This is a genomic window from Candidatus Ishikawaella capsulata Mpkobe, from assembly GCF_000828515.1.
GTDB lineage: Bacteria > Pseudomonadota > Gammaproteobacteria > Enterobacterales > Enterobacteriaceae > Ishikawella > Ishikawella capsulata.
This window is the reverse complement of sequence record NZ_AP010872.1, coordinates 655,193-668,731: the sequence shown is the minus strand read 5'-3', so window position 1 is coordinate 668,731 and position 13,539 is coordinate 655,193. Positions and strand designations below refer to the sequence as shown.

10 protein-coding genes and 5 tRNA genes are annotated in these 13,539 nt (G+C 28.7%); 10 read left to right on the top strand and 5 right to left on the bottom strand.

What is annotated here, in order from left to right:
- The first annotated feature begins 1,017 nt into the window (after positions 1-1,017).
- On the top strand, positions 1,018-1,335 hold the full coding sequence (gene hspQ / locus ICMP_RS02935; RefSeq protein ID WP_041069823.1) for a heat shock protein HspQ: 318 nt from the start codon (positions 1,018-1,020) through the stop codon (positions 1,333-1,335).
- A 260-nt stretch (positions 1,336-1,595) separates the two neighbouring features.
- On the opposite strand, the gene pyrD is transcribed toward hspQ, so the two are convergent.
- Positions 1,596-2,606, bottom strand: a complete 1,011-nt coding sequence (gene pyrD, locus ICMP_RS02930; protein ID WP_041069820.1) for a quinone-dependent dihydroorotate dehydrogenase — start codon at positions 2,604-2,606, stop codon at positions 1,596-1,598.
- Positions 2,607-3,275: 669 nt separating this feature from the next.
- Between pyrD and asnS the strand changes: the two genes are divergently transcribed.
- On the top strand, positions 3,276-4,676 hold the full coding sequence (gene asnS / locus ICMP_RS02925) for an asparagine--tRNA ligase (RefSeq protein WP_041069817.1): 1,401 nt from the start codon (positions 3,276-3,278) through the stop codon (positions 4,674-4,676).
- A gap of 935 nt (positions 4,677-5,611) precedes the next feature.
- A complete protein-coding gene (locus ICMP_RS02920) occupies positions 5,612-6,802 on the top strand; it encodes an amino acid aminotransferase (protein ID WP_041069814.1) in 1,191 nt (396 codons plus the stop codon).
- 8 nt (positions 6,803-6,810) lie between these two features.
- On the opposite strand, the gene ICMP_RS02915 is transcribed toward ICMP_RS02920, so the two are convergent.
- From ICMP_RS02915 to ICMP_RS02905, 4 genes are all read right to left on the bottom strand, one after another.
- Positions 6,811-7,440, bottom strand: a complete 630-nt coding sequence (locus ICMP_RS02915) for an MBL fold metallo-hydrolase (RefSeq protein ID WP_041069811.1) — start codon at positions 7,438-7,440, stop codon at positions 6,811-6,813.
- Between the two features lie 338 nt (positions 7,441-7,778).
- On the bottom strand, positions 7,779-8,105 hold the full coding sequence (locus ICMP_RS02910; RefSeq protein WP_041069808.1) for a hypothetical protein: 327 nt from the start codon (positions 8,103-8,105) through the stop codon (positions 7,779-7,781).
- 543 nt (positions 8,106-8,648) lie between these two features.
- Positions 8,649-8,816, bottom strand: a complete 168-nt coding sequence (locus ICMP_RS03400) for a Trm112 family protein (protein WP_084121333.1) — start codon at positions 8,814-8,816, stop codon at positions 8,649-8,651.
- A gap of 162 nt (positions 8,817-8,978) precedes the next feature.
- Entirely contained in the window at positions 8,979-9,305 is a 327-nt protein-coding gene (locus ICMP_RS02905; protein ID WP_041069805.1) for a TusE/DsrC/DsvC family sulfur relay protein, read from the bottom strand.
- A 166-nt stretch (positions 9,306-9,471) separates the two neighbouring features.
- Here ICMP_RS02905 and ICMP_RS02900 point away from each other — a divergent pair.
- The 7 genes from ICMP_RS02900 (at position 9,472) to ICMP_RS02870 (ending at position 13,440) form a co-directional block, all read left to right on the top strand.
- Positions 9,472-9,556 (top strand) — tRNA-Ser (locus tag ICMP_RS02900).
- Positions 9,557-10,066: 510 nt separating this feature from the next.
- Positions 10,067-10,137, top strand: a tRNA-Cys gene (locus tag ICMP_RS02895).
- 15 nt (positions 10,138-10,152) lie between these two features.
- Positions 10,153-10,238 (top strand) — tRNA-Leu (locus ICMP_RS02890).
- Positions 10,239-10,338: 100 nt separating this feature from the next.
- Positions 10,339-10,623: a 50S ribosomal protein L25 gene (gene rplY, locus ICMP_RS02885; RefSeq protein WP_041069801.1), complete on the top strand. Its 285-nt coding sequence runs from the start codon at positions 10,339-10,341 to the stop codon at positions 10,621-10,623.
- A 199-nt stretch (positions 10,624-10,822) separates the two neighbouring features.
- Positions 10,823-10,896, top strand: a tRNA-Pro gene (locus ICMP_RS02880).
- 76 nt (positions 10,897-10,972) lie between these two features.
- Complete coding sequence (locus ICMP_RS02875) at positions 10,973-13,270, top strand: FdhF/YdeP family oxidoreductase (protein ID WP_041070190.1); 2,298 nt, start codon at positions 10,973-10,975, stop codon at positions 13,268-13,270.
- Positions 13,271-13,367: 97 nt separating this feature from the next.
- Positions 13,368-13,440 (top strand) — tRNA-Ile (locus tag ICMP_RS02870).
- Positions 13,441-13,539: the final 99 nt, after the last annotated feature.

Genomic DNA, 13,539 nt, shown 5'->3' with positions numbered 1-13,539 from the left:
CAAACCTACAGATAATAAAATGGAGATACTTATATAATCCTCTATTGGAGGATTTATAAAATTATTAATCTGAGAAGTATAAAGATGCCATATTAAAAAACCTATACTATGAGAGATATTTAATATACTAAATAGTGTAGCATAAGTGTATTTATAGAATATATGAATACCATGAGTTATATACTAAATTCTGTTTTCCACCATGCCATACATTACCCCAATCATAACCTACCTCAAGCTCAGCTGATACCCTAAAAACGTACTCCATACAAATTTATTGGAATAAGTTATACCATAATTATTTACATAACCATTACCACTATTGAGTGTTATGAAAATGAGATAAACCACTTTTAATTCCCTCATACCAATAATTATATTTATGATAAAGATCAGCGTGGACAATATGGGTTTTTAAACTAATCCAAACTAAGAAAATTACAACAATTTTTTTTTCATTATAAGCTTCAGTATGAATATTAAAATTCAGGCAGTGAAATACTAATAGATAATAATCTTGTATTTGCCTGAATTACTAAAAATCATAGTAATGATTAATTTGTCTTTTTTTAAAGAAACTTTTATAAATATAATCATGTATATATGTATAACCATATCTCACTCTAGATAAGATTTACATATATATAGTTAAAACAGTTTAATTAGAGATTAAAAAAATTTTTTCTTAGAAAGATATGTTTAAATATTTTTGAATATCTGGATATATCATTTGATATTACGTATATTTTATATACCTATAAGTTTGATATGCATTCATTGAGGTTTAAAAACTTAGGCATAAAGGTATTTTTATAAGAAAATTAATATAAACGGAGAGATGGACCAATAAGTTTTTTATTGATATTAGATGTTGTATTTATTAATAAGATATTGGTAGAAAATCATTGTTATGGATATACTACGGATCATAAAAAAAAATTTTAAGTAATATTACTTATCTTTAAAATAATTTAATCTAACTCCATTTTGATAAACGTGGTACTTTTGGAGGTCATGATGATTTTCACTAAATTTGCCATTGGGCAACAAGTGAGACATAAAATGTCAGGTCTGCTCGGAGTAATAATTGATGTCGATCCCGAATATTCCTTGACAACACCTAAATTAGAAGAATTTGGTGTTTCTGAATCATTACGTACAGATCCATGGTATCACGTAATTATAGAAAATTATTCAGGAGAAGCAGTCTATACCTATGTGGCTGAAGTGCAATTATATGGAGAAGTTTTGTGTGAACATCTTGACCAACCTTCTTTAGATGAACTTGCTAGTTCGATCAGACAACAACTTCAAGAACCTTGTTTGCGTCATTAATTATAATTTAATTTTTTATTATAATGTTTTAAAAATGTTGAATTGATGACAGAATAACATTAGTTAATTTATTAAAGGCCAATTTGTATTAATGGATAAAAGCCTTTAGTACTATCTTGAGTATATATCAGTTTGTTATGTTGATAATGGAAGTAAAATTCAAAATAAAAAAAATTACCTGTCCTTCATACTTCATAATATGAAGTTTAAGTATATATATGAGTATATAAATACTATAAAATAATATTTTAAATAAGAAGTTATAAATTATTTACTATATTTTTCACTAAAATAGGACCCTTATATATTAAGCCTGAATAAATTTGTCCTAATGATGCACCAGCAATCATTTTTTCGCGCATAGCAATTAATGAATCAATACCACCTACCCCAATAATAGGGATACGTCCTCGTAATTCTCGAAATAAACACTTAATAACTTCAGTGCTACGCAATTGTATTGGTCGACCACTTAATCCACCATTTTCCTGACTTTTATTTAATCCTTTGATAATGTTTTTATTTATACTACTATTAGTAGCAATAACACCGTCTATTTTATACCTAATAAAATTATCGGCTATTTTGATTAATTCTTCTTCAGAAAGATCTGGAGAAATTTTAACCACAATTGGCACATATTTAAAATATTTTTTTGCTAAAAATTTTTGCTTTGCTTTGATCGTCAATAAAAGGTCTTCTAGAAGACTACCATATTGGAGTTTGCGTAAATCTAAGGTATTAGGAGAAGATATATTGATAGAAATATAACTAGCATACTTATATACTTTTTCTATACATGTTAAATAATCTTCTTTTCCATATTCAATTGGAGTATTTTTATTTTTACCAATATTAATACCTAAAATACCTTTAAATTTTGATTTTTTAATATTTTCTATAAGACCATCAACGCCTATATTATTAAATCCCATACGATTAATAATACCTTCTGCCTCAACTAAGCGAAATAAACGGGGTTTTTTATTTCCTAACTGTAAATACGGTGTTACTGTTCCTACTTCAATGAAACCAAAACCCATTAAACTAAAAGCTTGGATACACTCACCATTTTTATCTAAACCAGCTGCTAACCCTAGGGCATTTTTAAAAGTTAATCCCATACATTTTATTGGTTTAGAAAATAAATTTTGTCTAATAAGCCATTCCAAGGGTGTACCGGATATCAAACCTAAAATTTTTAAAACTAATTTATGAGCACGTTCCGGATCAATTTTAAAGAGAGCAGATCTAATTATAGGATACAGCATAATATCCTCCTTAAGGAATTTATATAGTAAATAATTTAATTCTTTATAAATGTTAATGAATACATATTTTCACGGTAAGTATATTTTACTTAATCAAATATTCCATTTTTACTATTAACTAAGCTTAGATAAAACATATAAATAAAATATGATTTGATAGCAAATCACTTTATGTATAAGATATAATAAGTTGCTTACTTTAATAGAGAATTAAAAATTTTTTAGAATTAATACCAATAAATCCATAATTAAAGATGGTTATGCTATATTAACCAGGCTACTTGATACAGATGCATATAAAATATATATATGCATCTGTATTTTATGGTCATTATAATGGTCGGTAAAGTGTTTTTATCGTCTGAATAATATTATAACTAGGCCTTTCTTTTATGCTGATGAAATTCAAATAATATGAGTTCTGTAATATTATGTAGAGAAGAATTTATTTAAATCAGCAATTATTTAATCAAATTTTATGGTCAGTTGCAAAACATTTTGATATTTCCAGTAAGGATATTATATTAAATAGTTATGTAAAGCATGCTATATAACATTTATAAAAACATAAAATGATTTAAATATAAGTAAATAAATATTTAGATTATCTGCGGATAGATTTAAAAAATTGTTAAACATTATGATAATAAAGATAGAGATAAAGACCTTATGAAAACTATGCTGGTAGCGGATATACTAAATGGTAGGATAAAAGTAGAAAATAAAGTTATTATACGTGGATGGGTCCGTACTAGAAGAGATTCAAAAGCAGGTATTTCTTTTATTGCTATTTATGATGGTTCTTGTGTAAATACTGTGCAGGTTATAGCTAATAATAATCTTAAAAATTACAAGAGTGAGATCCTACACCTGACATCAGGTTGTTCTGTATCAATTGCCGGATATGTAAAAAAGTCTCCAAGTAAAGGCCAATCTGTTGAGATTTATGCTATACAAATTGATGTAATAGGGTGGATAGACAAACCTGAAACTTACCCAATAGCTCCTAAAAAACACAGTATGGAATATTTGAGAGAAATAGCACACCTACGTCCTCGAACAAATTTGATAGGTTCAGTGACACGTATCCGTCATACTTTAGCATTAGCTCTCCATCAATTTTTTGATCAACATGGATACTACTGGATATCTACTCCTTTAATAACTTCTTCGAATACAGAAGGAGCTGGTGAGATGTTTAGAGTATCTACGTTAGATATAGAAAATATACCACGTAATTTAAATAATAAGGTAGACTATAGCAAGGATTTTTTTGGTAAAGAAACATTTTTAACGGTATCTGGTCAATTAAATGCTGAAGCTTATGCATGTGCTTTATCAAAAGTATATACTTTTGGTCCAGTTTTTAGAGCTGAAAATTCTAATACAAGCCGTCACTTAGCAGAATTTTGGATGTTAGAACCAGAAATAGCATTTGCTAATCTTAATGATATAATTATATTAGCCGAATCTATGTTAAAGTATGTTGTAAAGGTTATTTTAGAAAATCGTGCAGAAGATCTTTCATATCTTGATAAAAATTCAAATAAATCAATAATATCACGTTTAGAAAAATTACTTTTATCTAACTTTTTGTGCTTAGATTATACAGAAGTTATTGATATTTTGCAGAAACACCATGAATATTTTAATATACCGATAACTTGGGGAATGGATCTAGCTTCTGAACATGAACGTTATTTAACAGATAAATATTTTGAAAGTTCAGTAGTAATTAAAAATTATCCAAAACAAATTAAAGCATTTTATATGCGTCTCAATGATGATATGAAAACAGTATCTGCAATGGATATATTGGTACCGGGAATAGGAGAAATTATCGGCGGTTCTCAACGAGAAGAACGTCTGGAAATATTAGATAAACGTTTAGATGAAATTGGACTTAACAAGAGTGATTATTGGTGGTATCGTGATTTACGTCGTTATGGTACAGTTCCTCATGCAGGTTTTGGTTTAGGTTTTGAGCGCTTAATTGCTTATATTACTGGAATACATAATGTAAGAGAAGTTATTCCCTTTCCTAGAAGTCCATACAATATTGATTTTTAAAAATATTAATATTATTAAATCATTAATTATGATTTAACTAAGAATTACCATAATGAAACGCAATATTGATAGAGATATCATTTATCATAAATGCGGTGAATGTAATTCTTCATTATAAATCAAGACTATTCAAAACTAATTCTCTATGATGGGAAAAGAACATTTCTCAGTAATATCTACAAAAATGTCAATAAACCTAAACTTACAAAAGAGAATACAATAGCTTTCAATGTCAATAGATGTTTGAAATAAAGCTATTACCTTCACACAAAGTTAAGCATGTATTTTAACTGGCTATATAATATAAATGTTAATAACTATTAGTCATTTTATATAAAATACGCATGAAGCAAATTATCATACTTGTTTAGCTTATATGGGTTTACATTGAGAAAATATGGAAATTTATAGTTTGGACGGAATAATGGCATACTTCAATATACTTTTAACTAGACTAATGACAAATTAAGGATGCTTAATATCCTTAAATTTATTTCATAGCATATTTAACCTGATTCAGTATACTCAGATGATGAATACAAATTACCTCCAGCATAGATGTACATCATAAAAACAAAACTTCTGCAACGGTAATACAGTATGATACTTCTCATTTTGATGTAGCAGCATTATACTGTGAAAATACAGGTACTAGTTACATATTTCTGTCAAGTTCAAAAAACAGAATTAAACGAGCAAAGATTTGTGTAACTCCAGTAAAAAATATAAAATTAATGTCCTTGATTGTTGATTAACTCCATTTATTAGATATGTATAAGCGACCACTAATTATGTGAGTAATAAAGATCTTTATAAATATGTAATTTATGTTCGCGAATTAAAATAATTATTTTCAATAAAATAAATGTTCAATAAGATTGATTAATCTTATAGTAAAGTGTTTTCTATTATAAATAACTAAGCTAAGGTATAATATGTTTGAATCTATTGCTATTGCACCTGCGGATCCCATTTTAGGATTAGCAGATTTATTTTCTACAGATCCTCGTTCTTATAAAATTAATCTTGGTATAGGTATTTATAGAGATAATACCGGTAAAACCCCTATTTTGAATACGGTAAAAAAAGCTGAGAGATATTTACTTGAATATGAAAATACAAAAAATTATCTCAGTATAGAAGGATTACTAGCATTTGCGTATTATACGCAAATTTTATTATTTGGAATGGAAAATCATCATAATAAAGCTAAATATACTTGTACAGTACAAACACCTGGTGGAACTGCTGCTTTACGTATAGCTGCAGATTTTCTGCTTTCTCAAACTATTTGCAAACGCATATGGGTAAGTTCTCCAACTTGGCCAAATCATTACAATATATTTAAGGCTGCAGGATTGGAAGTTATTAATTATAAATATTATGATGATCAACATCATATTTTAGATTTTAATGGAATGATTACCTCATTGCATGAGGCCAAAAAAGGAGATGCCGTACTTTTACATGGATGTTGTCATAATCCAACAGGTATTGATCTGATATCTACTCAATGGGAAAAACTTTCCGAATTATCTAAATTAAATGGTTGGATTCCATTATTTGATTTTGCTTATCAAGGATTTGCAAATAATTTGAATAAAGACGCTGAGGGAATTCGCATTTTTTTAAATAATAACCATGAAATGATTGTTGCTAACTCTTATTCTAAAAACTTTGGTATTTATAATGAGAGAGTAGGTGCTCTTAGTGTAGTCTCCCTAGAAGAAAAACATATTAAAAATGTGTTAAGTCAAATAAAATTGATTATTAGAAGCAATTATTCTAATCCACCGGCACATGGTGCTGCAGTTGTAGTAAAAATATTAAGTGATAATGCATTACGTAATGAGTGGCAACAAGAACTTACTGATATGAGAAAACGTATTAAAGACATGCGAACATTGTTCGTAACTCATTTAATGGAGATGGGTGCAACACGTGACTTCAATTTTATTACACAACAATATGGAATGTTTTCTTATACAGGATTGACAAAACAACAGGTCATTCGCTTACGTAAAGATTTTGGAATATATATTGTTGACTCAGGAAGAATAAATATAGCTGGCATCACGACAAATAATATATATAATTTATGTTCAGCAATTACAGCTGTAATTTAATAATTATATTATTTTAGGAAAGGATTAGTAATCCTTTCCTTACCTACTGTAGATATAGGGCCATGTCCAGGTATTAAGATTACCTCATCTCCCAATGATAGGATTTTTTGTTTTATAACTGTTACCAATTGTTGATAATTACCTTGTAAAAAATCTGTACGGCCTATACTACCTTTAAAAAGAGTATCACCAGCAATAAGTAATTTGTTCTTACGATTGAAAAAAACTATATGACCTGGTGTATGTCCAGGACAATGTATTACCTCTAACCTAATGTTTCCGATATTAATAATATTATTTTCCTCTAAAAAATAATCTGGCCTTAAAGGTTCACATTTGGGAAAATGAAACATTTTGCTTTGGTTTGGTAAATTATTTAGCAAATATAAATCTTGAATGTGAGGGCCTATAATAGGTATTTTATAAAAACTTGCCAATTCCGCGGCCCCAGCAACATGATCAATATGACCATGAGTAAGTAAAATTTTGTTAGGTTTTAATTCAATATCTAATAATTGCTTTTTAAGCTTATTGGTATCACCACCAGGATCTACTAAAGCGCAGTCGTAAGTATTTTTACACCAAATTATTAAACAATTTTGCAAAAAATTTGTTAATACAATAATTTTATAATCCATATATTTACTGTATATAAATAAGATTTAATCTTATGATTAGTATGAAGTGCACTTTTATAAATAAATTATTAGTATGCTTACATGATTTTTAAATTTTTCTAGTAATACCTTTTATACTTATATTATCAGTCAATATAGTATATTTTATTATATTTATGTAGAAATTATCATTTAGTTTCATTATATAACCATATATTATAAATATCTTTTTTAAATTGCAAATGAGAATTAATATTCATACAAGCCATTGAATAAACAATAGAAAATAAAAAACTTTTGATCTATTCATATATATTGTGTTTAATTATTTTTGTGTATTTTAGCAAAAATTATTTTTTTTAAGTATACTTTTGGTAAGTATCATGAGCCGCCTTATCTATACGTATACAAACACGAATATGGCTCTTAAATAAATCATGATGGGGAGCATCATGGAGATAAACCGAATTTAAATTAGGCAGATCAAATTTATATCTTCCCATTGCATTTATTGTACTGAGGAGTTGACGAATATAATAAGGAAAAGAAGAAGGTGAGATAATCTTGCTATTAATTTTAGTGATATCAATTCTTTGATAATCATCTGCATTTCTCAAATATAACTCAAATCCATTTTTGCTAAGATAATTATGGTTTAACTTAAATTTATAAATAATATCATTCACTAAGACTGCTAGTACATTATATACTTTAATATTATCCTTTGTATAATAGGAGTTTTATGATCAATACGACCAATAATTACTTTATAAAATATATTTTTTATTAAAATAAATTAATGAATAGTTTGGAATATTTATAATAATAACATTATATCTAATATCCGGTATACGTAGTTGTTGGATATTTAATCCTAGCACAGCAGCGCTTGTTCGTGATTATTGGATAATGTTTTATGACATTTATATACGTATGATTTTTTCATATTTACTTAAGTGTTTATAGGGCGAAAAATTCATTTAATATTATTATGCATAGGCTTATATAGTCATTAGATGGAGCTAAATATTGAATAAATGTCTTTAAACTCTGTCTATATCCCTTGTTGCCATTCATTTAAAATGTTTATTAGTAGTAGCAAATACTGTCTTTTAAAGAGATACATCTGTACTGCTAATTATACACAAAACTTCCTATTTTTTTGTAGTTTTTATATAATTTTAAGTATTAATACTTGTGCGTAATTTTGTGATAAAGAAAATAGAGAATTATTCATTAAACTGTTTGGCTTCTTTCTCTAATAATAGTGGTATGCCATCTTTTATAGGAAAGGCTAAGCGATCTACCTTACAAATTAATTCGTGAGTAATATGATTATAATGCAGTTCATTATTACATTTGGGACAAGCTAAAATTTTCAGAAAAGAACAATCCACATAAACTCCTAAGTAAATATAATTTATAGTTATTAAATGTTATAATGAATATAACCTCTTCTATCAGAGAGATAGTGAGTATTTTTATAAAAAATGCGCTAATGTGTATCACATGAAGCCCTTTACGAATAATTTATTTTAGCTCACGATATACAAGATATATTATATACAGTTAACCGGTTTTGGTAAACCGGCTATTTTAGTAGCTTGTTTTGCTGGCCCTTTAGGAAATAAAAAATACAAATACTGACTATTACCGATTTCTTTGCCATATTTGTTTTCTACTGCTTTTACTAATAGTCTCATGCCAGGAGAAATATTAAAATCTTTATAAAATTGGTGCAAAAAATGCACTATATCCCAATGTATATTATTGAGTACAATACCTTCTTTTTGGGCAATATCAATTGCTAACTTTTCACTCCAATAATTTATATCTTTGAGATATCCCTCTGCATCAAATTCAATTTTTTTATCAAATTTCATAATGAATAAATATCTTTATTATAAAAGATTCCGTATTATTGCTTAGCACTTCGTTTTTTTCCAGATATAATCTTAATATACATTATTATCATAATTAAAGATATTAAAAAAATATCAAATAGACTTTACAACAATAATAAAATTGTTTATATTAAATTGCGTGTATGATGGAGGAGTGGCTGAGTGGCTTAAGGCAGCGGTCTTGAAAACCGTCGATGGGAGACTATCCGAGAGTTCGAATCTCTCCTCCTCCATAAAAGGTAATTATTTTGCATGTTACTTACTCAGTAAATTTTTTATATTATAAAAATAAATACTATCAGTAGAATATGCAATTTAATGTACCTGTAAGTATCACTAGAATTATTTATTCTAGCACCATAATTTGCAATAACATTGTTATTTTTATTATGCCAATTATGTTACTGTATTTATTTTTATCATTGCAGCTTTAAGTGATTGGTGATATGGTTTTTTATATCCGATAGCTTCTAAAATCCTAGAAGAGGATTATTACTACTGGAGTATTTTCATACTCCATGAGTTACATGGCCTTCTGTATTGTTAATTATACGTTAGATGATTTCGGCATTAAGATAATAGATGACTATGATTGGAAAAGAAGATTATATGTCTGTTTTATATCTATAAAAAATTAAAATAATTAATTTAAAGATAACAATCTATGCTTTATATATGTGTAACTTTATGTTAAACTATCCTTTATATTCTTATTGATTGTATTTTGTTAATTATCCAACCACGGCGCGTTGGCAGAGTGGTTATGCAGCGGACTGCAAATCCGTTTACCTCGGTTCAATTCCGGGACGCGCCTTTATCATTAATTTCTGCCCAGGTGGTGAAATCGGTAGACACAAGGGACTTAAAATCCCTCGGCTTAACTAAGCTATGCGGGTTCAAATCCCGCCCTGGGCATTAAATTAAATAAATGTATATATATTTAAGTACTATTTAATATCACCTAATTATAATATGTAACAATATTGCATGAATTCAATTTATACAAGGCCATTTAATGTTTACTATAAATGCTATGAAGCGAACAAGTAAGGGGAAAGGATCTAATCGTCGGTTGAGAGCATCAAATAAATTTCCCGCAGTTATTTATGGTGGTAAGGAAAGTGCCATACCAATAACATTGGAACAAGAAACGTTAATAAACATACAAAAGAATATTGATTTTTATCGAGAAATATTGAAACTTGTGGTAGATAATCAAGAAATCAAAGTTAAAGTACAGGCAGTTCAACGTCACCCTTTTAAACCTAAATTTTATCATATCGATTTCATTCGTATTTAGAAAATAATTAAATGAATAAAATATTATAGGTGATTACATCATACTATGATCTGCATAAGCAGATACTTTAATTATTTACTAATAATACATTAAATAATTGCTAGGATAATATTTTACATATCAATGAAGTTAATTGTAAAATAACAGACATTTTAAAAATTCTGTTGCTAATTGGCTAAAAATACTTATATTATTAAGTCGGCGCGTAGCGCAGTTTGGTAGCGCACTGTCATGGGGTGTCAGGGGTCAGAGGTTCAAATCCTCTCGTGCCGATTAGATTTATTGTATAAAACTCTATTTATTTGCTGTTGTATTAACATTTATATCTTAAAAAAAAGATGGTATTGTGTTGAAAAATTCAAATAAAAATGTTGGTATCTCTTCTTATCATAATCCTGCGGGTGGTTTAGATGCATTGACAGCAGCTGCGAAAGCTATGCATGATCAAAAAATAATAATACGAGACATTATTTCTCTATTTAAAATTAATCAACCCAAAGGTTTTGATTGTCCTGGTTGTGCTTGGCCAGATTCACATCCTACGTCTTCTTTTGAATTTTGTGAAAATGGAATCAAAGCTGTTTCCTGGGAAGCTACTAGTAAACGTGCTACTCCAGAATTCTTTGCAAAGAATACGATAAAAGAACTATGGCAATGGAGTTCTTTTAGGCTAGAAAATGAAGGTCGTTTAACTCACCCAATGAAATATGACATTGTTACGGATACTTATAAAAAAATTACATGGGAAAAAGCTATTTTTGAAATAGCTAGCAAACTTAACCAGTATAGTAATCCGGATAGTGTAGAATTCTATGCTTCAGGAAGAACTTCTAATGAAGCTGCATTTCTGTGGCAACTATTTGCTAGGGAATATGGTACCAATAATTTTCCAGATTGTTCTAATATGTGTCATGAACCTACGAGTGTAGGATTACCACCTTCAATTGGAGTAGGTAAAGGAACAATAACCCTTGAAGATTTTAATCACTGTGATCTTGTTATTTGTATCGGTCATAATCCGGGTACTAATCATCCTCGCATGCTTGGTACTTTACGACAGGTATCCAAAAGAGGAGCTATAATTTTGGCTATTAATCCACTAAAAGAACGTGGTTTAGAATCTTTTGCTTCTCCTAAGCATCCCATAGAAATGTTGTCTTTAAATTATACATTATTGGCTTCTAAGTATTATAAAATTCGCATCGGCGGTGATGCAGCCTTATTAAAAGGAATTATGAAATGTTTAATTTCCATGCATGACCAATCTGTTAATACTGGAAAAGCAAATGTTATAAATGAAAAATTTATCAATCAGCATACTAAAGGGTTTAAAGAACTGAAAACGGATTTAGAAAAAACGAGTTGGAAAACATTAGAGGATATTTCTGGTTTAAAATATAAGGATATAGAAGAAATTACGCATATTTATGCAGCGTCTAAAAGAACCATTATATGTTATGGTATGGGTATAACTCAGCATCGTAATGGTACTTATAATATACAACAAATTGTTAATTTATTATTATTAGGTGGTAATATTGGCAAAAAGGGTGCTGGTATTTGTCCATTACGTGGGCATTCAAATGTACAAGGCAATCGCACTGTTGGGATTACAGAAAAACCATCTAAAGAGTTTTTAAAAAAACTTGAAACCATATTTAAATTTAAACCACCTTATAAACATGGACATGGAGTGGTAGATGCAATTAAATCAATGATAACAGGACAATCAAAAGCATTACTCTGTCTTGGCGGTAATTTAGCAGAAGCTATGTCCGATCAGTTACTAACTTTTCAAGCGATACGTAAACTGGATTTGGTAGTTCATATAGCTACAAAACTGAATAGATCACATTTAGTATTAGGAAAAGATAATTATTTACTTCCGGTATTAGGACGGACTGAAATAGATATACAAGCATCAGGCGAACAAAAAATTACTGTTGAGGATTCTATGTCAATGGTACATTCATCACAAGGGGTCTTAAAACAAGCTTCTACTTGGCTTAAATCAGAACCAGCTGTGATTGCCTCTCTTGCGAAAACAACTCTGTTAAATACCAAAATCAATTGGGATCAGATGGTAAATAATTATAATGTTATTCGCAATTTCATTGAAGCAGTATTTCCAGCTTTTAAAGATTTTAATACGCGTATTCAAACAGCCGGGGGTTTTTGTCTATATAATTCAGCAGCTAATCGCATTTGGTTAACTCCTTCTGGTAAAGCTAATTTTATTGTTATGCCAAATGCAAATCTAGAAGAATTGTCAATTTTGACAAAAGATAACTTATTGTTAACTACTATACGTAGTCACGATCAATACAATACTACTATTTATGGTCTGAATGATCGTTATCGTGGTATCTCTGGACGACGTGATATATTATTTATATCCTGGGAAGAAGCAAAAAAACAGGGTGTATATGCCGGTGATAAAGTGAATATCATTGCTTTAGATTCAAAAGGTGCTCGTACAGTTCGTCGTATGGATAATTTGATTATTGTTATCTACAATATGATTGCAGGTTGTGTTGCTACATATTATCCGGAAGCAAATATAATGATATCATTAGAAGATTATGATAAAGTGAGTAAGACACCGGCTTACAAAAGCATTCCTATAGTCATGGAAAAATGCAAATAATTAATTAAATTTTTTATTTAAAATACTTGCTATTTACATAGTATATTTAATGAATTATACTATATTATAATACATTGCATGTAATAATATATCTATTGGCTCCTTAGCTCAGTGGTCAGAGCAGGCGACTCATAATCGCTTGGTCGCTGGTTCAATCCCAGCAGGGGCCATAAATATTATTTATCACTTATAATCATAGTTGGAAGAAATATATTTGTTTATAGTAAAATAATATATAACTTATACAAAATATAATTTACAGTAAAGGA